This window comes from Nicoliella sp. ESL1149, assembly GCF_058107265.1.
The window spans coordinates 1,312,070-1,338,440 of the sequence record NZ_JBYLUE010000002.1 but is presented as its reverse complement, the minus strand read 5'-3'; the positions used below and the strand labels follow the sequence as shown (position 1 = coordinate 1,338,440).

Annotated in this window: 10 protein-coding genes and 1 tRNA gene; all 11 read right to left on the bottom strand. The window is 43.4% G+C overall.

What is annotated here, in order from left to right; all coding sequences use genetic code 11:
• Positions 1 to 1,037: 1,037 nt before the first annotated feature.
• A complete protein-coding gene (locus AC3B6G_RS06360; RefSeq protein WP_489848448.1) occupies positions 1,038 to 2,210 on the bottom strand; it encodes an aminotransferase class I/II-fold pyridoxal phosphate-dependent enzyme in 1,173 nt (390 codons plus the stop codon).
• 171 nt (positions 2,211 to 2,381) lie between these two features.
• Entirely contained in the window at positions 2,382 to 3,347 is a 966-nt protein-coding gene (locus AC3B6G_RS06355) for a ketopantoate reductase family protein (protein ID WP_489848449.1), read from the bottom strand.
• Between the two features lie 838 nt (positions 3,348 to 4,185).
• Positions 4,186 to 4,923 (bottom strand): hypothetical protein, encoded by a 738-nt coding sequence (locus AC3B6G_RS06350; RefSeq protein WP_489849545.1) that lies wholly within the window; start codon positions 4,921 to 4,923, stop codon positions 4,186 to 4,188.
• Between the two features lie 499 nt (positions 4,924 to 5,422).
• Positions 5,423 to 6,568 carry an NAD(P)-dependent alcohol dehydrogenase gene (locus AC3B6G_RS06345; protein ID WP_489849544.1) on the bottom strand — a complete coding sequence of 382 codons (1,146 nt, stop codon included), beginning with the start codon at positions 6,566 to 6,568 and terminating at the stop codon, positions 5,423 to 5,425.
• A 159-nt stretch (positions 6,569 to 6,727) separates the two neighbouring features.
• Positions 6,728 to 7,006 (bottom strand): hypothetical protein, encoded by a 279-nt coding sequence (locus AC3B6G_RS06340; RefSeq protein WP_489849543.1) that lies wholly within the window; start codon positions 7,004 to 7,006, stop codon positions 6,728 to 6,730.
• Positions 7,007 to 7,179: 173 nt separating this feature from the next.
• A tRNA-His gene (locus AC3B6G_RS06335) sits at positions 7,180 to 7,252 on the bottom strand.
• A gap of 368 nt (positions 7,253 to 7,620) precedes the next feature.
• Positions 7,621 to 8,838, bottom strand: a complete 1,218-nt coding sequence (locus AC3B6G_RS06330; RefSeq protein ID WP_489849542.1) for a DUF5776 domain-containing protein — start codon at positions 8,836 to 8,838, stop codon at positions 7,621 to 7,623.
• Positions 8,787 to 10,664, bottom strand: coding sequence for a hypothetical protein (locus tag AC3B6G_RS06325; RefSeq protein ID WP_489849541.1), 1,878 nt, complete (start codon positions 10,662 to 10,664; stop codon positions 8,787 to 8,789). Before AC3B6G_RS06325 ends, AC3B6G_RS06330 begins: the two co-directional genes overlap by 52 nt.
• Positions 10,630 to 11,130: a hypothetical protein gene (locus AC3B6G_RS06320; RefSeq protein WP_489849540.1), complete on the bottom strand. Its 501-nt coding sequence runs from the start codon at positions 11,128 to 11,130 to the stop codon at positions 10,630 to 10,632. The genes AC3B6G_RS06325 and AC3B6G_RS06320 overlap by 35 nt, the downstream gene beginning before the upstream one ends.
• Complete coding sequence (locus AC3B6G_RS06315) at positions 11,120 to 11,722, bottom strand: hypothetical protein (protein ID WP_489849539.1); 603 nt, start codon at positions 11,720 to 11,722, stop codon at positions 11,120 to 11,122. The genes AC3B6G_RS06320 and AC3B6G_RS06315 overlap by 11 nt, the downstream gene beginning before the upstream one ends.
• Positions 11,719 to 25,656 (bottom strand): hypothetical protein, encoded by a 13,938-nt coding sequence (locus tag AC3B6G_RS06310; protein ID WP_489849538.1) that lies wholly within the window; start codon positions 25,654 to 25,656, stop codon positions 11,719 to 11,721. Before AC3B6G_RS06310 ends, AC3B6G_RS06315 begins: the two co-directional genes overlap by 4 nt.
• Positions 25,657 to 26,371 lie beyond the last annotated feature (715 nt).

Sequence of the window (26,371 nt, the reverse complement as noted above, 5' to 3'; positions counted from 1 at the left end):
ACCGTCAAAAGGCCCAGGGAGACGACTTCGATGAGATGTCATGTATCTTGAAAGTGCCATCCCTTAAAACTACGATCATTCATCCCTGTTTCAACGGCATTCCTATCTCACGATTACATACTAACAGTGACATAGGATAAAAATAACGTTAAATGATTAATAATAATGACGTTTGGTTATGTTTTTATATATATAATGTACAAACTTATTAACAAAATTTTTTAAATAGATCTATTATTATTGATTAATTAAGATGTTTTACTATTGTTAATATTACTGTGATAACAACATTTAAGACATTATTTAGACTATTCAGGATACAAATAGAGTCCTCATTCATTGTTTTGTTGTATAGTTTATTTGTTTTTTGTTTTATTAAGTTAAAGTAAAATATATCAACTTACATTTTTTTATAAATGTTAAATAAAAAAGATAAATCCTGGGAATCTAATCCCGTGAGATTTATCTTTAACTCTTAGCCAGTTATTCAACTGATTCATAATTCCTTAAGCATCTTCATAATAGTTCTTTTATTTAGAAAACGCAAGTGACATCCCTAATAAAATATAAAATAAATAAATAGATTCATCTGTTGAAAATACAATACCATTAATTCGTTAGCTGACAAGTATTTTTACTTGTCAGCTAATTACTTTTTGAAATAAAAAAAGATAAGTCCTGGGCAACTGAGCCCGTGAGACTTATCTAAATACCTTAGCCAGTTATTCAACTGATTCATAATTCCTTAAGTATCTTTATAGTAGTCCATTTATTTATAAAATGCAAGTAAATCTAAGTCTAATTTAAATTAATTATTTAAATTAGATATATCAAGCATACCCTCCAAAAATGAATCATTATATATTTTTAATTAGAGCATAAAAAAGATAGATTCTGGGAACTTAATCCCGTGAAATCTATCTAAACATCTTAGCCAGTTATTCAACTGATTCATAATTCCTTAAGCATCTTTATAATAGTTCTTTTACTAAGATAATGCAAGGACATTCGTAAATTAATTTATTTTTTCATCTCAACTAATTATTATCAACGAACTGTTGAATCTGTGCAACTACTTTTTTAAGATCATCACTACTAGCGGCATAACTAAAACGAAGATAACCTTCTCCACCAGGTCCAAAGATTACCCCCGGCATGACACCAACTTTAGCTTCTTTAGCTAGCCGTAATGCAAATGCGACACTATCATGGCCATATTTAGCAGGGATCTTTGCGAAGATGTAAAAAGCCCCTGTTGGTTCAGGACTTAAAAAACCGGCTTTCGTTAAACCATCCCGTAACAAAGCTCTTCGTTTAAGATAAGCTCGCTTCATTGGTTCAGCATCATCTTCACCATGTAAGAATGCCTCACTAGCCGCATATTCTGCATTATTAGTTGCATGAGTCGTGATTAAAGTATGAACCGCATTAATTTTTTTGATCAATGGAGCCGGACCACAGATCAAACCGATTCTCCAGCCAGTCATTGCGAACGTTTTTGAAGCTCCATTTAAAAGAATCGTTTGTTCTGGCAGGATCTTAGCGATTGAAAAATGAGGTTCATCGTAAGTCATTTCACTATAGATCTCATCACTGATCAAGAAGATATTATGTTTTTTAATCACATTGGCTAGCGCTGTTAACTGGTCTTTAGTATAGGTATTGCCGACTGGATTGTTAGGATAATTAATGATCACTGCTTTGGCTTTAGGATGGTCTTTTAAGGCCGTATTTAATCGCTCTGGGGTCAAAATGAAGTCATCTTTTGCGGTATTGATAAAGATCGGTTCACCACCGCAAAAATTGATATTAGCCGCATAGAGTGGATATGTTGGGGTAGGAACGATGACTTCATCTCCGGGGTTCAATAGAGTCGTAAAAACATCATGGATTCCTTCTGCTACCCCTACCGTTGTAATGATCTGATCATCTGGATCATAATCAAGGTCATATTTATCGTGAAGAAATTTAGCAGCGTTGACCCGTAATGGTTCGATACCCAGCGAATCAGTATAATGACTTTGGTCATCATTGATTGCTTGGATGGCAGCTGATTTAATGTGTTCTGGCGTCGGAAAATCTGGTTCCCCATAAGTAAGTGAGATCAGTCCTGGAATATTAGCGATTCGCATATTAAAATCAACGATTTGATTTGATTGCATCGTTTGCACTTTTTGATTCAAATGTTGTAATTGTTGTTTTAGATCCATCAATGATTCCCTCCTTCTGCAAGGCCCTTTTTAAATGTTTCCACAATTAGGCATCCCCATCGTTAAATTCAATCTAACAGCTAAACTATTCGTTAGAACCATCATCTCAAAAGGATGCCGCCTAGAGAAAGCCTCACTAAACATTTCAATAAATGCATAATTAGCTTGAACTTATTTAGCTTGGTCTCCGCGAATTTGATGCAATTTTTCTGCCAAGTGAACTAATCCAATTGCGAACTTATGATTATGTGCAATATAGCCATGCTTAAGGCCTAAGCGATAAATATAGCCATTAATGTATTCAACTTCGGTTGGTCGGTCAGTTACCAGATCTTGGTACATTGAAGGATAATGTTCTGGATTAACGTCATGGGCAGTATGATAGATTACTTGCCATTCTTCTTCACGCGTATTCAATAGTTCGATCCCAGCTCGTTCACAAACATCGAACGCTTCATTAATCAGGTCGATACTCATCGATTTAGCTGAAGGCGCTTCGATGAATTCACCATAGGCACATTGGAAACTAGTGGAAAGACTGTTCAAGACGGAATTGAAGATGACTTTAGACAATAACGTTCCCATGAAATTAGTATGGATACTAGCGTTCAATCCTGCTTCAGTAAATTCTTTAGCAATTTCTTTAGTCGTAGCATCAACTTTTTCGGTTTGATTAGCTAGATTACAGGAACCAGTCCCTTTTTTCGCTACATAATCAACATCCCCAGGTTTAGTTAAGATACTACCGATCAAAGCAGTTCCCCCGATCACATGTTGTTTAGGGAAATATTGATCGATCTTTTCAATATGACCCATCCCATTCATTAAAGTGACCGCATATTGGTCATCATTGAAGAAATGAGCACAACGTTTAAGCATTTCTGACAGACCGATCTGTTTGGTAAATGGGATCACAACATCAGGATGCCCATGATATTCTTCAGGATAATAAATATTGTCGATCGGAACTAAATGACGTCCTTGGCCTCGGCGAGAAACGTAAACACCATGTTGTTTCCTGATCGTTTCAACTTGAGGTTCCCAAGTATCGATAAAGTCAACTTGATACCCTACTTCTTGTAATAATGTTCCAAAATGAAGGCCCATGCCCCCAGCACCTAAAATTGCGTATTTCATCGTTCAACATCCTTTCTTGGTCAACGTTATTTAAAAATATGATCACAACTAAGTTGATCGTATAAGTATTGATAACACACTGAATATATTCCTGATTACCTTAATTTCGTAAAAAACAAAAAACCCCGCTTCTAAATTAATAGAAACGGGGTAACCGTGGTACCATTCTAATTCAGATACAGTTCAAGCTGCATCCCTCACTAACGTCTAACAACGCGTGCACTAGTAATGAAGTGCCAAGCCATCATTGCCTCATTGACAATGCCAAATCACAACCCATCTTCATTCGTCCGCTTCGATCGTCTCACAGCCAGTGACGATTTTCTGGACCCACAGAACGAATTACTCTGCTGCTCATTTTGTTTAATTACGAAATTAATTAATATATATTCTAGGCCAAAAGAAAATAAAGTCAATTATTTTAATAAAAAGCCTTTAATTAAATTTGGAGCGTTCTTAATTATTAATATTGTAAATTTTGATAGCTGACAAGTAAAATTACTTGTCAGTCGTTGCTTTTTAAAATAAAAAAAGATAAGTCCTGGGCAACTGAGCCCGTGAGACTTATCTAAACATCTTAGCCAATTATTTAACTGATTCATAATTCCTTAAGCATCTTCATAATAAATCATTTTTAACTTTGTTGCAAGTTTTTAGTTAATTTGTTTTGTTATTTTTGTTTATTTAAAGTTAAAGTAAAATATAATTAATTACAATTATATAATTATAAATCAAAAATTATCGCCTTTATTATTCCTTACCATTCCAATCTAGTTCTTCCAAATAAAAAACGACCAATATTTTTACATTGATCGTTTTTTTATTGAATCTAATTTGATTAATAATTAGATGGAACTAGACCGCCACTTACGACCCATCCCTTAAGTGTATGATGTAACGAGTCAATCTGATAATAGGTATTGCCATCATTTGTCTTAGCAATTCTTTGCACTCTAAATCGTGCGCCTTGTTTAGCTAATTGATTCACATCAACTTGATTTGAAATGATCTTGGCACCGTTCAATGCACTAGGTTTATTAAACACGCGTGCTTTACCATTCAAAACGTGGTTATAGTTATGATCATTGATCATCTTTATATTAGTGATCTTAACTTTAATAAAAGCATTCGTAACGATTGGAGCAGCTTTGATCCCATCAGCACGAATCCATCCCCAAACACTGTGATGTTGAGAAACCACCTTATAATAGAAGGTCCCATCATTAGTTCGTGCCACTTGATAAGTCATGAAACGAGCTCCTTGATTGATCAACTTATTCACATCAGCTCCATTGGAAATCAATTTGGCATTCGCTAACCCACTAGGCCGGTCAAAGATCCATCGCATCCCAGTCAAACTCTTGTTATAGGTTTGATGAGCAAGTTTATGTTGAGCTACGATCTTTAAATTGTTATTAGATCGAACAATATTATTGGCACCACTATTAGAACTGTTAGTTTTCTTACTAGTCGTAATAGTAATTTTAGTATTAGCACTAGCAGGTAATACTCCCCCTACTATAAAAAATAATAAGACACTTACCAATAGACATATTTTAGTAATTTTCTTTCCCATAATTAAGACTCCATCCATATATAAAAATAGCTTTATTGGACTTATCGTATATCCTTTCATCTGACCTACCCACATAGTCAGAACTGATCATGGGACTCAAAATATTTTTCCTACCAGTTAGTAACATGCTTTATAATAACAATTTTTACTTCTAAGGTACAAACGTTTTAAAAGTGTCACCCATCAATAACATCGATTTACAAATTTTAATCTCATTTTTCGATGTTCGAATTAGTTACTAGACCTATTATTCATGGCTATGAACAATTTTTGAGCGAACAGCTTTTTTCATCAAATAACTTTTAAAAAAAGTGACAAACCATTCTTTTTATCCCATTCGTAATAGCAACACTTTTTATCCGTATGCATCCCGATACTTTTTTAGTTGCAAATCATAACTTTTAACAATAAAAAAGCTTACTGGAATTCACCAATAAGCTTTTTGCTTTCGTCCAATTACGAAATGAAATTTTTACTCTTGAACGATTTTAATTTTTAATTATTTTCCAGGAACATAGTCCTTGTCGATGATCAAAATTGGTTTAATAACAGAGCCATCGTTAGAAGCTTTATCGGCTTCATTAATGTCTTTAAAATCAAAAGTCTTTTCCAACGTATCAAATGGGAAGTTCCCTGCTTGCCAGAATTCGATCAATTTCTTGATCGTAATTTGAGGAACTGCATTACCCATTAAGACCCCATCAATATGTTTTTGACTAGCTTCAAGATCAGTCCATGGGTTAACGGTCATACTATGTTGAGTAACTGCTAATGGCGCAAAATGACCACCAGGAGCTAAGGCTGTCACACATTCTTCTTGTAACTTAGTCAAACCAGTCGTATCAACAACATAATCTGCACCTAAGCCATGAGTAAGATCTTGAACCGCTTTGATCCAATCGGTCTTCGCATTATTGATCACATCGGTTGCTCCTAACTTCTTAGCAACTTCCAACCGGGCATCATGGTGGTTAACACCAATTATCTTAGAACAACCCATGATCTTAGCAGCCATTAAAGCACCGAGACCAACAGCTCCAGTTCCCATGATAACGATCGAAGAACCAGGAGCTGGTTTCAAAGCGTTGAAGATAGTTCCAGCACCGGTAACAAAACCACAACCTAAAGGTCCTACCTTACGAAGATCGATATCCTTAGGAACCTTGATAATATTACGGTCGTTAACGATCGTTTCAGTCGTAAAACTAGATTGATCAAAGAAATTCGAAATAGGTGAACCATCTTTGGCAAAGAAAGCATGTTTACCGTTTGCACGAACTCCACAAGCATTCAATTTACCCCAGTTCACACAACTAGCTGGAAAACCAGCAAGACAGTTCTTACAAGTTCCATCATAAGCATAACTTAGAACAACATGATCACCGGCTTCGATACCCTTGACATCGTTACCAACTTTTTCAACGATCCCAGCCCCTTCATGTCCAGCAATTGCAGGATAAGGGAAGGTCCCAGTTTGTCCATCAACATCTCCGTTCCGGACAGTTTCATCAGTATGACAGATCCCAGAAGCGACCATGTGAACGAGCACTTCATTGCTATCTAATTCATCATCTAAATCTACTTTTTCTAACTTAAAGGCGGCGTTACGTTCATCAACGACGGCTGCGGTAATTTCTTTCTTCATTCTATTCCACTCCTTTTCACGATCATCGGGAGACTATCAAAACTTAGTTTCTCGAACTACCCTTAATATATTCTTTTCCCATTTAAAAGCAATCATTTAGTCTAAAAAGATGCTTTATTTTCCATAAAGCTAGTGCTAACTTAAATTATTTAGTTTTGATTAGGAACTAGTTAATTTGAGCCGTGGTAAATATAATTTGTCAGGTCCTGCTAGATCATGTTTTCGTTTTAAGTACCCCTGCGCTTCTAAACGATCCATGATCTGGACACACTGAACTACAGATACTTCCAACTGATGACTAAGTTCTTCCATTGGGTATGTAATGAAAGCTTCTTCCGGATGCATATATCGATAAGCTAAGCGCATCCGTTCCTCCAAACACCCCAACACATAAGCCGCTCGAATATCCCCATGTTCCATAATGTATTTTAAATCCATCCTGCTCCACCTCTTTTAATAGCACATAGGATTAAATACGTAGAAAAGAACATAAGTTGATGTGAAATGTTTTTTTATTATTTATTTTTTTATTTTTAAGTTAAAGTAAAATATTATAAATATACATGTAAAATGACACAAAAAAAGCATCCCTTTTCAGGAATGCCTACTTAGGCGGTATGTGGGAATCGAACCCACGCGTGCTGGATCCACAAACCAGTGTGTTAACCCCTTCACCAATACCGCCATATCATTATTAACAAGATATTATTGTAGCTTATTTTAAGAGTCCGTCAAATCTATGAATATACTAAAGGTCAAATTATCATGCTCATTAATAATGATAAAATTATTTTATATTGACTAATAATATGAAAAATAGTCTAATTTTCTGCTAAAAATCGCTCTATTCATCTCTAAATTCATATTAAAGTAAATAATACTATTAAGATAATTATTCCTTGTTGAGGGAATTTTATTAACATTTTAATTAGTTTTATTTTTATATAAGTTAAAGTAAATAAGTATTATATTCATTTTATAATACTATCTATATAGAACACAAAAAAAGACATCCCCTTTTGGAGATGTCTTTTTTAATTAATCAGAAGTGATTAAAGTAATGATTTAACGCACTTCTTATTACTGGTAATGTAACGTCCATCGCTAAGATAGAAACGAGTAATGGTACCTTGTCTTACCGTCTTAACGATCTTGAACTTACGTCCCTTAGCAACCCATTTACCTTTATCGCTAAAGTCTTTGGTTGAATGGATTTGGATTCCACCACGTTTAGTAACTTTGACTAATCTAACTTTATCAGCCTTTTCGTAGTAAACATCGTGAAGATGTACATTAGCGAGAATGTACTTACCATTTGCTAATTTGTAGAACGTCTTACCATTCTTTGTGATCTTGCCAACAACTCTGAATACCTTGGCATCAGCAAGTTTTTCAGCCTTGTAATAAGCACCCTTAGCACTCTTAAGATCAGGTTGACTGTAAAGTTGAACCCCACGAGTACTGTAAAGATGTTTAGTTACAGGAACTAACTTGTCTGCAGCAGAGCTTGCGTTCGATGAAGCAGAACTAGCATTACTACCGTTAGAAGCACTACTGTTACCACCATTCGAAGCGCTAGAAGCACTTGAACTAGCATGACTACTGTTGGATGATGCAGCACTGGAGCCATTGGAACTAGAGTTACTACCGTTAGAAGCAGAACTTGAACCGTTATTAGAACCAGAGTTACCACCATTTGAAGTAGAGCCAGAACCATTGGATCCTGAGTTACCACCATTGGAAGCAGAACCGGAACCATTGGATCCTGAGTTACCACCATTGGAGGCAGAACCGGAACCATTGGAACTAGAACTGGATGGAGTAGCTGAGCTTCCGTTCGATGAAGCAGAACTGGAATTAGAACTGCTGGATGATGCGGAACTAGCGTGACTACTGTTGGATGATGCAGAACTAGAACTGGAGCTACTGGATGATGCGGAACTAGCATGACTACTGTTAGATGAAGCGGAGCTAGAACTGGAACTGCTGGATGATGCAGAGCTAGAACTACTGGATGATGCGGAGCTCTTTGCGGATGCACTTGAAGCAGAAGATGCAATTGATTTAGCAGTTGATTCTGCAGTAGCTGCACTAGATGCAATTGAAGCTTCAGATTTAGCAGCAGATGATGCTACTGAAATAGCAATATTAGCAGCTGAAACATCCTTGATTTGAGCAGCGTATGAAGCAGCAACATTATTTTCAGATTCTAGTTGAGCTATTTCACCCTTAGCTTGATATGACTTAGCAAGTGATTGAGCAGATTGCATAGCACTTTGAGCACTGCATTAGAAACTGCTTGTGCCTTTACAGAATTACCTTCTCTATCAGCAGCAGATGCGTACTTAGATGCTGCAATTGAAGCAGCACTAAACTTAGCAGCTTCTGAACTAGCAGCAGCACTAGCACTAGCAATGATCGAATCATAGTTAGTAGCGGAACTAGCAGCGGATGCACTGGATGAAGTTGCACCGAATGTCCGAACAGCACCGAAGCCTTGAGTTGCGGAAACTGTTTGAGCATCGTTGTCATCACCCATTCTGTCGAAATCATCCCCATCAGTAACAGTAACATTGTTAATACCAGCAAATAATGAAGCAATGATACTATTTGCATCGGCACTAACTTGAGCAGCGTGGTCATTTCCAGAACTAACGATTGAATTAGTATTGGCCATGATGGAGTTAGCAACACTAACGTTGTTTGAAGCAACGGAAGCGGCACTAGCAACAATGCTCATTGGAACATCGATACCAGCAGCAGCATCGGAAACTGCCTTAGCAGCATCAGAAGCCTTAACTGTTTCACCATTCGTAGCACTAGCAGCACTAGCAGCCATGGAAGTGAACATGTTAACATTTGCAGAGTCACCTTCAACACTGGCAGCTAATCTAGCAGCATTGTTATCACCGCTTTGATAAGCATTAACAGCATCTTTGGCAGCATCATTAGCAGCTGTAACAGCTGATTGAGCACTGTTGTTATTAGCAACAGTACTTGCAACCAAGTTCAATGCGCTAGCATAAGCTTGGCTAGCAACGACCGTAGCGGAACTAGCAGCAGTCGTCAAGTTGTTGATCCGAGCGTTAGCACTATCAGCAGCAGCTTTAGCACTAGCAACCACAACGTTTTGTTGACTATTAGCAGCAAAACCACTCAACAAGTTGATGTTAGCTTGAGCTTGACCAGCAGTGGTGATCATACTTTGATAACCAGCACTAGCTTGGTTAGCGTAACTACCAGCAAGACTAGCAGAAGCACTAGCAGCACTAACACTTAATGAACCAGCAGCAGCCTTACTGTCAGCAGCGCTCTTAACGTTGTTAACAGCAGCAACTTCAGAGTTGATCTCGTTAACGATTTGATCAGCCTTGACCTTGTCAGTAGCAGTTCTGGTATTCAACTTAACAGCACTTGTAGCTAATGAGTTGACGTTAGAACCACCAGAATGACTACCATCAGTAGCAACACTAGCAACAGCGGAGTTAACAGCTGTTTGTGATTCAGCAGCACTTAAAGCATTCATAGCGTAACTAGCTTGCTTCAAGTAAGCATCCCCTAAGACGTTGTTACCAAATGCGTAAGCCATGGAAGCTTGAGCAGCATTCTTATCAACTAAGGAAGCAGCTTGACTTGCCAAAGCAGCATTGATAGCAGCATCATTAGCAGCTTGATCAGCCCGACTAGCATTGGAACTAGTCTTTTGAGCTTCTTGACTAGCTTGGTTAGCTAATGCGGAAGCGCTATTAGCAGCGTTAGAAGCATTAGAAGCAAGACTAGCTAAGGAAGCAAGACTAGCTGAAGCATTACCAGGGAACAAGTTGGCATCGCTTTGAACTGCGGCAGCACTTTGTTGTGCTTGAGCAGCTTCACTAGCCATTTGACTAGCAACGACACTGGCCATCTTAGCGTAGCTATCAGCAGCATCGGCGTTCATGCGAGCACCAGAAGCATTTGCACTAGCAGATGCGTTCATTGCAGCAGCACTAGCAATTGGAGTATTGGCAGCACTACTACCGGCATTAGCAGAAGCAGAAGTTAAGCTATCAGCACTAACGAGGTCAGCCGCAGGCCTTGGAAGCAGCAATTGAAGCATTGGCTTCATCACTGTTTGCAGAGGCAGCAGCAAGACTAGCAGTCTTAACAGCGGAAGTCATAGTAGACATTGCGCTGCGTAGAGTGAGCTTGTAAGCACTAGTTACAACACTGCGCGCAGCACTGTTCAACAATGAATCGTAAGTTTCAGTTAATGAAACGTTACCTTCAGCACGAGCTGATTGTTCAGCACTAGCATACTTGGAAGCATCATCAGCAGCAGAACTACCGATCAAGTAATTTTGAACAGCCGCACTAGCAGCAACACTACCAACTAAGGAAGCACCGTTAGCCCGAGCAGATTCTTGTTCAGCTAATTGATCAGCAGCACTAGCTAAGCTGACTTGTTGTTCAGCATCACTAGCAAGTCCAGCGATAACAGCATTATCACTTTCGTTGACTGCAGCAGCCTTAGCAGCTTGACTAGCAGCACTCATTGCTAAGCTGACGTAACTTCTAAGAAGCACTAGCAGCTTCGCTAGTAGCAATGGAGTAACTGTTAAGATCATTAGACATGCTGTTGACACTATCGATGATAGCACTATCAGCACTATTAGCACTGGATGCGGCAGATGAAGCACTAGCAGCGGATCGGCACCCACTGGTTTGAGCCTTAGCAGCTTGGCTAATTGCCTTGCTTGCGCTGTTAGCAGCGGAAGCAGCGGAACTAGCAATGCTCTTATCACTTTGAGCAGCACTATTAGCAGATTCAGCAGCAGAACGATCAGCACTAGCAGTACTACTATCGGCACTAGCCTTACTATCAGCGGAACTAGCAATTGCAGCAGCGGATGAAGCACCAGAAGCATCTCCATGAGCAGCAGCAGAACTAGCAGCCTTAGCAGCGGAACTGGCAATGCTTGCAGCATTAGAAGCATCACTAGCAGCAGAGTTAGCATCACTAGCAGCAGAACTAGCAGTTGAAGCAGCAGAACTAGCATCTGAGTTAGCACTATCGGCATCAGCATCAGAAGCAGCGGAACTGATTACATCAGCAGCACTACTGATGACGCTGTTAGCAGGGTTGTTAGAAGCCATGCTTGCAGCACTGGAACTCATTGAATCGGTCTTAGAAGCAATGGAGTTCGTTGCAGATGATGCGGAACCAGCAGAACTAGCAGCTCTGGATGCAGCGGAAGCATCTGATTTAGCACCAGAAGCATCACTAGCAGCCTTAGAAGCATCACTAGCAGCGGAGTTAGCAGCATTGCTTGCACCACTTGTAGCGGAACTAGCATCGCTAGCGGCCTTAGAAGCGGCGGAACTAGCAGCGTTAGAAGCACTGGATGCTTCACTAGCAGCAGAACTTGCATCACTAGCAGCCTTAGAGGCAGCAGAGCTTTCACTCGATGCCTTAGAAGCAGCACTCGATGCAGCAGAAGCAGCACTCGATGCAGCGGAACTTGCACTCGATGCGATCGAAGCGGCACTGGATGCAGCGGAACTGTCACCACTTTGGGCAGCAGAACTAGCGGCAGAAGCAGCACTCGATGCTTGACTAGCAGCGGAGCTGGCAGCACTGGATGCGGAACTGGCATCACTAGCAGCGCTTGAAGCAGCGGAGGCAGCACTTGAAGCATCGCTGTTATCACTAGCAGCCTTGCTTGCAGCACTGGATGCCTTCGAAGCAGCGGAACTGGCTTGACTAGCAGCAGAACTGGCGGCACTGTTACCAGAAGCAGCAGAGGCAGCAGAACTGGCTTGACTAGCAGCAGAACTTGCTCCAGAAGCAGCAGAACTGGCATTGCTTGCGGCACTGGATGCAGCACTGGAGTTGCTTGAAGCACCAGAAGCAGCGGAGCTGGCACCACTATTTGCAGAACTAGCAGCGGAACTGTTGGAACTTGCGGAACTAGCATCACTAGCAGCAGAACTTGCTGACTTAGCAGCGGAACTGGCTTGACTAGCATCACTAGCAGCACTTGAAGCAGTTGAACTTGCACTAGATGCAATTGAAGCAGCCTTAGAAGACTTGAAGCATCACTAGCAGCAGAACTAGCATCGCTAGCATGTGAACTAGCAGCACTGGCAGCACTGGATGCAGCACTAGCAGCGGAACTAGCTTCACTAGCGTGCTTGCTTGCATCACTAGCGGCACTAGATGCAGCAGAACTGTTACCACTTTGAGCAGCAGAACTTGCGGCACTAGAATCACTGGATGCTTGACTTGCGGCGGAACTAGCTTGACTAGCAGCAGAGCTGGCAGCACTGGATTCACTAGATGCTTGACTAGCATCTGAACTAGCAGCACTAGAATCACTAGATGCTTGACTAGCAGCAGATGAAGCAGTTGAAGCAGCGCTGGATGCCTTCGAAGCAGCAGAACTGGCAGCACTGTTACCAGAAGCACCAGAAGCAGCCTTGGAAGCATCACTAGCAGCGGAACTTGCTCCAGAAGCAGCAGAACTGGCAGCACTCGATGCACTTGAAGTTGCACTCGATGCTGAGTTAGCACTCGATGCAGCCTTAGAAGCACCACTGTTATTAGAAGCAGCACTGGATGCAGCAGAACTTGCGGATGAAGCATCGCTAGATGCCTTTGAAGCATTGCTTGCAGCGGAACTAGCTTGAGCAGCAGAACTTACGTCAGCACTAACTTGACTATCTAAGCTCTTAGCCTTGGCTTGATCAGCGATTGCAGCCTTAGCAGCACTTTGAGCAGTTGAAGTTGCACTATCAGCAGTCGTCTTAGCATCACTAGCAGCATTGATAACGGCGTTAGCAGCATTAGCGTAACTAGTTGCTTGACTGATGAAGTTAGCAGCAGAGCCCATGTTACCAGCACTCATTGCGGAGTTAGCTTGACTGATAAAGATCGAAGCATTGTTAGCATTGGAACTAGCAACGACGGAAGCACTATCAGCAACACTAGCAGCAGAACTAGCAACGATGTAAGCGGAACTGGCAGCAGCGTTTTGAGCATCGGCATCGTTCTTAACAGAGTTCATAGCAGATGAAGCACTGTTCAAATCACTAGCAGCACTTGAGATCGTAGCATTGCTTGGATTACCAGCAACGATACTGCTCATCGTAGTACTTTGTGAAGTAACATCGGCAGAGTAACTAGTTACTGCCGTGTCAGCACTGGATGCTTGGCTAGCAGCAATACTTGCCTTCGTAGCATCGTCATTTGCAGCGGATGCAAACTTAGATGTTTGAGCAGAAGCATTTGATGCTTCGGAACTAGCAGCACTAGCAGCACTTGAAGCAGCACTGTTACCACCATTAGCGGCACTGGATGCAGCAGCAGATGCACTAGCTTCATAACTAGCAGCAGCACTTTCATCAGCGATGGCCTTAGAAGCAGCGATCGAAGCAACTGTAGTAGCAGAAGCAGCGATTACTGATTGAGCATTCGCATTAGCTTCGTAACTCTTCAATGAAGCAGCGGAAGCAACCGCTTGATCATTAAGAGCACTACCTAATGTTTCGTTACCAGCATTGTAAGCGCTAGCGGCTTGACTAGCTAAGCTAGTAACATTGACTGCTCCGGCAGAAGCAGCAGCATTATCACTATCAGCCTTAACAGCTGCGGCACTGGCAGCAGTTGCGGCATTAGATGCTTTAGCAGCTTGACTTTGTGCATCAGCGTTGTAACTAGCAACGGCTGAAGCAGCAGAACTAGCAGCAGAGTTAGCACTGTTTACGGCACTGTTTTGAGTATTAGCAGCAGCGTAACTTGAAGCAATGGCAGCTTGACTAGTTGCTAAACTATTGTAACCAGCAGTTACACTAGCAGCGGAACTAGCTTCAGCAGCGTAGCTTTCAGCTAAGGAAGCATTAGCATCAACTGAGCCTGCAATTGCGGAAGTTGCAGATGCAGTGGAGTTAGCATCACTAGCAGCGGAACTAGTATTGCTTGCACCGGACTTACCGGCACTAGCAGCACTGGATGCAGCGGAGTTAGCGGAACTAGCATCACTAGCAGCAGAACTGGCAGTTGAGTTATCAGATGAAGCTCTGGATGCAGCACTGGATGCCTTACTTGCAGCACTGGATGCAGCAGATGAAGCACTAGATGCAGCGGAGCTATCAGCAGATGCCTTACTTGCAGCACTAGATGCCTTAGATGCATCAGAACTAGCAGCGGAACTGTTACCACTTTGAGCAGCGGAACTAGCAGCACTGGAAGCACTGGATGCTTCACTAGCAGCAGAACTTGCATCACTAGCAGCGGAACTAGCCTTGCTTGCAGCGGAACTGGCTTCACTAGATGCGGAACTTGCTTCGCTAGAAGCGGAACTTGCATCACTAGCAGCAGAACTGGCCTTGCTTGCAGCACTGGATGCCTTAGAAGCAGCAGAACTAGCAGCGGAGTTACCAGAAGCACCAGAAGCAGTTGATGAAGCTTGACTAGCAGCAGAGCTGGCCTTGCTTGCAGCACTGGATGCAGCACTGGAATCAGAACTAGCAGCGGAACTTGCGGAACTAGCATCAGAACTAGCTGCAGAACTTGCACCAGAAGCAGCAGATGAAGCACCAGAGTTAGCGGAGCTTGCGGATGAAGCAGCGCTTGATGCATCAGATGCATGACTAGCAGCACCACTAGCAATGGATGCCTTCGTTACATCAGCCTTAGCTTGGCTATCAAGAGCGGAAGCCTTAGCTTGATCAGCGATCGCAGCACTAGCAGCAGCCTTAGCACTGGCAGTCATACTGTCAGCATCGGACTTAGCAGATGCAGCAGCACTGATGACTGCGTGAGCAGCATTAGCATAACTAGTAGCGGCATTAGCAAATGAGGTAGCAGCGGAAGTGTTACCAGCACTAGCAGCGGAGTCAGCTTGACTAGCAACGAAGCTGGCCATGTTGGCAGCGGAACTAGCAACTGTTGCAGCACTAGCAGTTGCACTAGCATCGTTCTTAGCAGCAGCAGCGGCGGAACTAGCAATTGCGTTTTGACTATCAGCATCACTCTTAACGCTGTTCATAGCACTTTGAGCACTGTTCAAGTCAGCAGCAGCACTAGCAATTGCGGAGTTGCTTGGGTTACCAGAAACGAAGCTGGCCATGTTAGCACTTTGAGCATTAACATCGTTGGAGTAACTAGTTACGGCATTGTCAGCACTAGATGCTTCGGAAGCATAACTTTGAGCAGCAGAAGCATCAGCTTGAGCAGCGGAGTTGAATGCAGAAGCACTAGCAGAATCACTGGCAGCAGAACTGGCAGCACTATTAGCGGAACTAGCAGCACTACTATTAGCACCAGAAGCAGCCTTAGAAGCAGCATTGGAAGCAGAGTTCAAGGAAGCAGAAGCAACCTTGGCAGTGTTTTCATCAGCAACCGCTTGACTAGCAGCGGAAACAGCGATCTTAGTTAAGCTAGATGTTGCGGTAGTTGCACTAGCAGCAACCGTAGCATTTTGACTAGCGATAGATGCGTAAGATTCGATTTGGGCAGTTTGAGCAGTAGCACTAGCAAGGTTACCGTTGTTGTAGTTAGCAGCAGCTTGACTAGCTATAAAGTTAGCCATGTTGTTGGCACTTTGAGCAGCGGAGTTAGCAGCACTGATCACAGCAACTTGTGAGTTAACGGCACTATCAGCACTGATGGCGATACTCTTTTGATCTTGAGCATCACTATTAGCACTATTGATGATGGCCATTTGACTGTTAGCATCAGAAGCGGTACTTGCAAGACTAGCATTGGAAGGATCAACCGTAACTAAGCTATTGATCTTAGCAGCAGTATTACTACCAGCACTCGTGTCAGCACTAACAACGGAAGCAGCAGAGATGGCAACTGAAGTTGCACTATCAGCGACACTCTTATTAGCACTAGCAAGGTTAACATCGTTAGAGGTTGCACTAGCAGCGGAACTAGCAGCACTGGATGCTGAATTAGCAGAACTAGCACCACTCTTACCACCGTTAGCAGCGGAACTGGCAGCACTTGAAGCACTAGCAGTTACACTAGCTTGAAGTGCGATGGTTTGAACATCCTTAGCAGCTTGAGCAGCAGCGGAACTAGCAATATCAGTTTGTGATTGAATTGCAGTGGAGTTAGCAACCATGGAGGCAGCGTTAACACTAGCAACGATCACAGCTGACTTAGCTGCAGCAGCGTAACTAGAAGCAGATGTGACATCCCCTGCTAAGTAAGCAGAGTTTGCAGATGCATCATTAGCACTAACGGCATCAGAAGCACTTGAAACGGCAGCACTTAAGGCAGCAGTTGAAGCGTTGATGCTGTTAGCAAGACTAGCAGCGTTAGTTGCGATAGCAGATTGACTATTAGCATCACTATCAGCAGATGTGATAGCAGCAATAGCAGAACTAGCAGCAGCAGCGTAACTAGCTAATGAAGCATTAGCGGAGTTTGCAGATGCAAGTGAAGCAACACTGTCGTTAGCCTTTTCAGCAGAAGCAGTATCACTATTTGCAACTACGGCGTAAGATCTAGCTTCACTAGCGTAACTATTAGCAGCAGATGCATTAGCATTAGCACCAGATGCAGCACTGTTAGTAACTGTTTCAGCGGAGTTAGCAGATGAAGAAGAAGCATTGCTAGAAGCAGCGGAACTGTTACCACTAGCTTGACTAGCAGCACTAGAAGCGTTGGAAGCATCGGATTTAACATCGATAGACAAACTACCAGCAGCCTTTTCATCGGCAACGGCTTGAGATGCAGCCGACTTAGCAGTTGAAGTTGCAGCGTCAGCGACACTCAATTGAACAGTGGCATCACTTTCGTAGCCCTTCAATGCATTAGCTGAAGCAGTAGCTTGACCAGCATAGATATCACCATTAGCGGTGTTACCAGCATTGTAGTAGCTTACGGCAACGCTAGCTAAGCTATTGATATTGATAACGGCATTAGAAGTATTGGCATTATCATTATCAGCCTTGTTAGCAGCAGCGGAAGCAACACTAGCAGCACTAGCAGCAATTGATGATTGACTTTGTGCATCAGCATTGTAACTGGCAACGGCTGAAGCAGCAGAACTAGCAGCAGAGTTGGCACTGTTTACTAGGCTGTTTTGCGTATTAGCAGCGGCGAAGCTAGAAGCAATCGCAGCTTCACTAACCGCAGCACTGTTATAACCAGAAGTTACACTAGCAGCGGAACTAGCGATCACAGCATAGCTTTGGGCGGCAGTAGCATCAGCATCGACCTTACCGGCAGTTACTGAAGTTGCACTGGCAGTTGAAGCAGCAGATCCTGGAATATTGCTTGCAGAATTAGCACCAGACTTACCAGAGCTAGCAGCACTTGAAGCATCACTAGCAGCAGAACTGGCAGCACTTGCGGCACTGGAAGCAGTTGAGCTATCAGCGGAAGCCTTGGATGCAGCGCTCTTAGCCTTGCTTGCAGCACTTGAAGCATCACTAGCAGCACTAGATGCAGCGGAACTAGCAGAAGCAGCCTTGGATGCATCACTAGCAGCCTTGCTTGCAGCGGAACTAGCGGCAGAACTGTTACCACTTTGAGCAGCAGAACTAGCATCGCTAGCAGCCTTCGAAGCATCACTGGCAGCGGAACTAGCATCACTAGCAGCGGAACTAGCAGCCTTGCTTGCGGAACTAGCGGCACTGGATGCGGAACTAGCATCACTAGCAGCTGAGCTAGCATCGCTAGCAGCGGAACTAGCTTGACTAGCAGCACTGGATGCCTTAGATGCATCACTGGCAGCGGAACTGTTACCAGAAGCATCAGAAGCAGCCTTGCTTGCAGCACTGGCAGCACTGGATGCATTTGAAGCATTGCTAGAAGCACCACTGGCATCACTACCAGCCTTGCTTGCAGCAGAACTAGCATCAGAACTATCAGAACCGGCATTAGAAGAGTTAGAACCAGCAGCGGAACTACCATTAGCGGAGTTCGAAGCTTGACTGGCAGCACTGGATGCCTTAGATGCATCACTATCGGCACCACTAGCAGCATTAGCGGAGTTAACAGCAACACTGATATCAGTATCTAATGACTTAGCAGCAGCTTGATCAGCAATTGCCTTACTTGCAGCAACTGAAGCATTGTCAGTTGCACTCTTAGCAGTTGCAGCAGCAGAACTAGCATCACTGATAACATTGATAGCTTGACTAGCAGCACTTTCAGCTTGTGAAGTTAATGCAGCAGCATCGGAATTGTGATGTGCATTGATAGCAGCAGCAGCTTGACTTGCATAAGTGTTAGCCATATTAGCAGCAGAACTTGCAACTTGACTGTCCACATTAGCTTGACTAGCAGCAGATTGAGCAACTAAAGCGTTGGCACTAGCAGTACTGTTTTGAACATCAGCATCATTCTTAACACTGGTCATTGCAGAAGTATCACTATTCAATCTAGCAGCGGCACTGGAAATAGCAGCGTTACTTGGGTTGTTAGAAACAATGGCGTCCATAGCCTTACTTTGTTGATCAGCATCAGCAGAGTAACTGTTTACAGCACTATCAGCACTAGATGCTTCGCTAGCATATTTAACAGCGTTAGCAGCATCAGCATTAGCAGCACTTGCGTAGCTGTTAACTTGTGCAGAAGCACTTTGACCAGCCGCACTAGCAGAACTTGCAGCACTGGAACCACCCTTAGCAGCAGAACTGTTAGCAGATGATGCGGAACTTGCAGCACTACTCATAGCAGCAGAAGCAACATTCGCAGTATTTTCATCATCCTTAGCCTTGCTTGCAGCGATACTACCAACAGAAGTTAAGCTTGTTGTAGCATCAGCAGCAATCTTGGCAGCGGAAGCATTAGCAACCGCAACAGATGCAGCACTAGAAGCTTGTGAAGTAAAGTTATCACCAGTTGTGGTTTGACCAGCATTGTAAGCACTAGCAGCTTCACTAGCATATTGGTTAGCAAAGGTATTAGCATTTTGAGCAACACTATTAGCAGAACTTACGATGGCAACTTGAGAATCAACGGCGCTATCAGCACTAGCAGCAATACTCTTTTGAGTTTGCGCATCACTATTAGCACTATTGATAACGATCATTGCACTGGATGCAACTACAGCAGCGGAACTAATATCGGCATTGCTTGGGTTGTCGCTCATGTAACTGTTGATGATAGCAGCTTCACTACTATTAATAATTGCATTGGAACTTACAACGGAAGCAGCGGAACTTGCAACGGCAGCATAACTTGAAGCAGCAATTTGGTTACCACTAGCAAGACTTACATCAGAAGTAGTTGCACTAGCAGCGGAACCAGCAGCACTAGATGCGGAACTTGCGGACTTGGAGCCCTTAGAGCCATTCGATGCAGCAGAACTAGCAGCACTTGAAGCACTTGAAGTTACGCTAGCATTGATGGATACAGTTTGAGCATCTTCAGAAGCCTTAGTAGCAGCATTGGAAGCAACCGTAGTGTAACTTTGAATTGCACTGGAGTTGTTCTTCATTACTGTAGCAATGGATTCAGCAGCAGCAACTTGGCTAGCAGCAACTGATGAGTAAACATCACCATTATCACCATTAGCAGAATTACCAGCGTTGTATGCGGAGTTAGCTTGACTATCAGCAGTAGCTACAGCAACTGAAGCAGCTGAAATGGCAGCAACTAAGGAAGTATCACCAGAAGCAAGACTTTCAGCAGCACTAGCAGCCTTAGTAGCAATACCAGATTGAACATTAGCATCACTATCAGCAGCAGTTAATGAAGCCATCGCAGAACTAGCAATTGCAGCATAGCTTGCTAAGGAACTATTAGCAGGGTTTTGACTTACTAAGCTCGTCAAACTACTGTATTGACCATTGGCAATTGCAGTATTGCTATTAGCGATCACAGCGTATGATACAGCTTCAGAAGCATAACCAGATGCTAAGGCAGCATTGTTAGCATCAGCAGCAGCAATACTATTAGCAATTGATGAAGCAGAAGTTGCAGCAGAACTGTTGTTACCGGAGTTGTTAGAAGCGGAACTAGCAGCACTGGATGCCTTACTTGCTCCACTAGCAGCAGATGAAGCAGCGGATTCATAAGCAGCAGCAGAACTTTCATCAGCAATTGCTTGAGCAGCAGCCTTAGAAGCAACTACAGTTGCAGCACTAGCAGCACTAGATTGAACAGTTGCATCAGTTTCGTACTTAGCCATTGAAGTAACCGCAGAACTAGCTAAGCTAGTAAAGGTACTTCCACCATTGTTATCACCATTGGAGAATGCCGTGTTGGCTTGACTGATAAAGCCATTAACAACACTAGCACCGGAAGCGGCATTGGCGTTATCTTGATCAGCACTTGAAGCAGCAGCACTAGCAACTTGGTAAGCACTAGCAGCAATGCTTGCTTGGTTAGCAGCATCAGCATTCAAACTACTGATTGCAGCAGCAGCGGAACTGGCAGCAGCATTATCACTATTGATGACACTGTTTTGTGGATATGCAGAAGCAATTGCGGAAGTAACTGCAGCTTGACTAGTAGCATCAGCATTGTAACTAGCCACCTTAACAGCAGCACTGGATGCTTGACTAGCGTACTTGCTTGCGTCCTTAGCACTGGCATCGGCACCAGAAGCAGCGATGCTAGTTGCAGCAGAAATACTATTAGCAGAACTAGAAGCACTGGAGTTACCAGAAGCACCGGAACTTGCCGCACTAGATGCACTAGATGCAGCAGAGTTAGCGGAACTAGCATCACTAGATGCAGAACTAGCAGTTGAGTTAGCACTGGATGCCTTCGAAGCAGCAGATGAAGCATCACTGTTGGCACTCTTAGCATCACTAGCAGCAGATGAAGCATCAGCACTAGCGGACTTAGCGTCACTAGCAGCGGAACTTGCGATCGAAGCGTCCTTAGAAGCAGTTGAACTATCACCACTTTGAGCAGCAGAACTAGCATTAGATGCCGCACTAGATGCGATGCTATTAGCAGAAGCAGCCTTGCTTGCATCAGAAGCAGCCTTACTGTTATCACTAGCAGCCTTAGATGCAGCTGAACTTGCTTGACTAGCAGCACTGGATGCATCAGAAGCAGCAGAACTGGCAGTTGAAGCAGCAGAACTGGCAGCACTAGCAGCAGAACTCATCGTACTGTTACCAGGATGAGCAGAAGCAGCAGAAGCAGCCTTGCTTGCATCACTTGCAGCACTCTTAGCATCGCTAGAAGCACTGGATGCATCACTAGCAGCGGAACTAGCAGTTGATGAAGCTTGGCTAGCAGCTGAACTAGTATCAGCAGAATCACTATCAGTACCAGAGTTAGCACTAGATGCTTCACTAGCAGCACTGGATGCGTTAGAAGCATCACTATCAGCAGCACTAGCAGCGTTAGCGGACTTAATAGCATCATTGATCGAACCATTCAATGCCTTAGCAGCACTGTCATCACTTTGAGCTTGAGCAGCAGCCTTTGATGCTACAATCGTAGCAGATGAAGCACTATCAGCTTGGCTAGCAGCATCACTAATGATAGCTTCAGTAGCACTAGCAGCACTGGCAGCTTGTGAATTGAATGTAGCAGCAGCGTTGTTGTTGTGATCATTATTGATAGCTGAAACAGCTTGACTAGCAAAGATACTTGCCATAGCGGCATTTGAACTAGCAGCAAAGCTGTCCTTAGTAGCTTGACTGGCAGCAGTTGAAGCTACACTAGCAGCAGAACTGGCAATTGTCTTTTGACTGTCAGCGTCGCTAGTAAGACTAGCAATTGAAGCACTGTCACTAGCAATTGCTTTAGAAGCACTATTGATTACGGCATTACTTGCGTTACTGGAGTTAGCACTTTGAATGGAGTTAATAGTTGAAGTTGCTGAATTTGCATTAGCAGAGTAACTATTAACATCACTATCAGCACTGGATGCAACACTAGCATAACTTTCAGCGTTTTGAGCATCAGCATTAGCAGCACTAGCAAATCCAGAAATAGTAGCAGAAGCACTAGATGCAGCAGAACTGGCGGAACTAGCGGACTTAGAACCACCACTATTAGCAGAACTATTAGCACTAGATGCGGCACTAGATGCAGCGTTCATGGAAAGTGCAGCAGCATTAGCAGCACTTTCATCAGAAACCGCCTTGCTTGCAGCAATACTACCATCACTAGTTAAGCTATCAGCATTAGAAGCAGTACTCTTAGCAAGATCAGCATTGGATACAGCAACTGATGCAGCACTGACAGCTTGAGAAGTAAATCCATCAGCAACACTGTTTTGACCAGCATTGTAGTAGGAAGCAGCTTGACTAGCGAATTGGTTAGCTAATGAATTAGCAAATGAAGCAGCTTGGTTAGCAGAACTTACAACTGCAACATCACTATCAACCCCTGCCTTAGCACTGGATGCGGTAGCATTTTGAAGTTGTGCATCGGTGTTAGCACTGTTGATGACACTCATTGCACTCGATGCAACCGAAGCGGCACTTCTGATGACAGTATCACTTGGGTTAGCATTGAATTCACTGTTGATTTGAGCAGCAACACTACTATTAGTAGTAACATCACCACTAACAACAGCAGCAGCACTGGATGCAATTGATGCATACTTAGTAGCATCAGCATCATCAGCATTAACCTTAGTTACAACAGATGCAATTGCACTGGATGCAGAATTAGCAGCACTGGATGCAGAACTAGCGGACTTAGAACCACCGGAAGCACTCGATGCAGCAGAGCTGGCACCACTGGCAGCACTCGATGCAGCACTGGCACTGATGTTAATCGTGTTAACATCAGCAGATGCCTTGGCAGCAGCATCACTAGCAATATTAGTGTAACTTTGAATTGCACTAGAGTTAGCAGTTAAGGAAGCAACCGCACTCTTAGCAGCATCGACATCAGAGACAGCAGCCGTTGAGTATTGACTAGCAGCACTTAAGTTTCCAGCTAAGTAAGCGGAGTTAGCATTACTATCAGCTACATTAACGGCATTTGATGCACTATTAACAGCAGATACTAATGCGGAATCAGTAACATTAACTGATTGAGCAGCACTGGCAGCATTACTTGCGATACTCTTTTGATCTTGAGCATCACTATTAGCAGCAGTTAAACTAGCCATTGCGGAACTAGCAACATTGTAGTAACTGTTCAAGACAGCGTTATTCTTGTTTTCGTTTTGGTTAACTAAGTTAGTCAAACTAGTAAATTGAGTTTGAGCACTATTAGTATCACTATTAGCAATACTTGCATACTTAGCAGCATCACCAGCATAAGAAACAGCTAAACTAGCATTCGTATTAGCAGCAGCAGCAATACTATAAGCAATAGCACTTGCGGAATTAGCAGCACTACTGTTGGAACTGGAACCACTAGCAGCGGAACTTGCTCCACTAGCAGCACTGGATGCAGAACTAGCATCAGAAGCAGCACTTTGAGCATAAGCAGAAGCTGAACTTTCATCGGCAATTGCCTTAGCAGCAGCGTTAGAGGCAACGATCGTAGCAGATGAAGCAGCATCAGATTGAGCAACTGCATCATTTTGATACTTGATCATATCCTTGGCAGTAGCACTGGCTTGACTAGCAAAGATACTACCATTAGTAATACTACCGGCACTAAATGCACTATTTGCAGCAGCTACATAACTATTAACAGTTGATGCACTGGCACTTGCATTAGCATTATCACGATCTGCACTATTTGCAGCGGCACTAGCTACCTTGTAAGCACTAGTTGCGATTGATGCTTGGCTAGTAGCATCAGTATTCAAACTAGCAACCGCAGAAGCAGCATCGCTAGCAGCCTTATTAGCACTTTGAACTAAGCTGTTCGTAGCGTTAGCAGAGGCAAAACCAGAAGCAACCGCAGCTTGACTATTGGCATCACTAAGGTAACCAGAAGTCTTAGCAGCCGCACTATTAGCTTCACTAGCATATTGACTAGCAGCATTAGCATTAGCATCGGCACCACTAGCAATTACGCTAGTTGCGTTGGCAATACTGGAAGCAGAACCAGAAGCACTAGAGTTACCAGAAGCAGCGGAACTTGCTGCACTGGATGCACTGGATGCAGCACTATTAGCAGACTTAGCGTCATTATCAGCAGAACTAGCAATGGAGTTATCATTGTCAGCCCGACTAGCAGCACTCTTAGCAGCAGAAGCAGCAGAACTGGCATCGTTAGCAGCACTCTTAGCAGCAGAACTGGCAGCAGAAGCACTGTTGGCAGCATTAGAAGCCGTACTTTCAGCAGCACTAGCAGCGGAACTGTCACCACTTTGGGCAGCCTTAGATGCAGCGTTAGCAGCGGAACTAGCCGTAGATGCAGCCTTGCTTGCAGCACTGTTGGCACTATTAGCAGCACTGTTAGCACTGTTAGCCGCACTAGATGCACTATTAGCAGCACTAGATGCGATCGAAGCATCACTAGCAGCGGAACTAGCAGTTGAGGCAGCCTTGCTTGCAGCACTTGCAGCACTCTTAGCAGCTGGGTTATCACCAGCATTAGAAGCAGTTGAGGCAGCAGCACTTGCAGCGGAACCAGCATCACTGGCATCACTACCAGCACCAGCAGCAGCAGAACTGGCATCACTAGATGCACTATTAGCAGCAGAGCTATCATCATTAGCACTGGATGCATTTGAAGTAGCACCGGATTCACCAGAAGCATCACTAGCAGCAGAACTAGCTTCACTAGCAGCCTTCGATGCGGAACTATCAGCAGCACTGGCAGCACTAGCAGCACTCATGGCCCCATTGATCGTATTCATTTCATCAGAAGCAGCACTTTCATCAGAAACGGCTTGTTTAGCAGCACTTTGAGCAGTTGAAGTAGCAGTAGCAACAGAAGCAGTGTATTGACTAGCAGAACCGATAGCATTCGTAACATCACTAGCGTAACTAGCAGCCATACTGTTCCAAGTAGTAGCTTGAGCAGATGAACCAGCAGTTACAGCGGAAGCAGCTTGACTAGCATAGAGACTAGCCATGGCTTCGTTGGACTTAGCGGCAACGTTGATGCTATCAACAATTACACCAGCAGAACTAGCAACACTGTAAGCAGAACTGGCAGCACTCTTGTGCTTGAGCATCAGAATTGTAATTTGAAACAGCAGCACTAGCAGAACTGAATACCTTCGCATCACTGGCAATAGCGGAGTTACCGGAGTTAGCAGCAATGTAACCACTCATAACCGCACTATCTTGATCAGCAACGGCTTTGTCACTAGCAACAACACTAGCGGCACTAGCAGCAGTACTATTAGCAATACTTGCAGCATTTACATCAGCATCAGCAGTACTTGCGAAACTGAAGATTTGCTTGCTACCAGAAGCAGCAGCAGAACTAGCAGAACTTGCGGAACTAGCTGCACTACTATTAGCTGAACTATTAGCACTTGAAGCATCACTAGCAGCACTGTTCATCTTACTAAATGCTAAACTAGCAGTATTTTCATCATCGATTGCCTTGCTTGCAGCAACACTGGCAACACCAGTTAAGCTAGTCGTATTAGCAGCAGCACTAGATGCAACTACAGCATCATCACTGGCAACCGCAGCAGCGGATTCAGCAATTGCAGTGTAGCTAGATGCAGCAGTGTAACTACCACCAGCAAGGGCAACAGAAGCATTCATAGAGTTAGAAGCAATAACACTGATAGCACTTGCAACTGCAGAACTTTGTGCAGCAATCACACTAACTTGACTAACGACCGCACTGTAAGCACTGGATGCTGTGTTGTTTTGAATTTGAGCATCACTATTAGCACTATTGATAGCACTCATGGCACTAGTTGCAGTTTCGTGAGCACTCTTAAGAACAGAATCAGTCGTGTTGTTGTTGTAGTAACTATTGATCTCGTTAGCAACGTTCGAAGCACTTGAAGTCGTGTT

Bases quoted from the DNA above. Each gene is read 5' to 3' on its own strand.
- AC3B6G_RS06345 (WP_489849544.1), bottom strand. From the start codon at position 6,568: ATGAAGAAAGAAATTACCGCAGCCGTCGTTGATGAACGTAACGCCGCC.
- AC3B6G_RS06350 (WP_489849545.1), bottom strand. From the start codon at position 4,923: ATGGGAAAGAAAATTACTAAAATATGTCTATTGGTAAGTGTCTTATTA.
- AC3B6G_RS06355 (WP_489848449.1), bottom strand. From the start codon at position 3,347: ATGAAATACGCAATTTTAGGTGCTGGGGGCATGGGCCTTCATTTTGGA.
- AC3B6G_RS06340 (WP_489849543.1), bottom strand. From the start codon at position 7,006: ATGGATTTAAAATACATTATGGAACATGGGGATATTCGAGCGGCTTAT.
- AC3B6G_RS06330 (WP_489849542.1), bottom strand. From the start codon at position 8,838: ATGCAATCTGCTCAATCACTTGCTAAGTCATATCAAGCTAAGGGTGAA.
- AC3B6G_RS06360 (WP_489848448.1), bottom strand. From the start codon at position 2,210: ATGGATCTAAAACAACAATTACAACATTTGAATCAAAAAGTGCAAACG.
- AC3B6G_RS06315 (WP_489849539.1), bottom strand. From the start codon at position 11,722: ATGAGTTCCAGTGCTGCAAGCATGGCTTCTAACAACCCTGCTAACAGC.
- AC3B6G_RS06325 (WP_489849541.1), bottom strand. From the start codon at position 10,664: ATGCTTCAATTGCTGCTTCCAAGGCCTGCGGCTGACCTCGTTAGTGCT.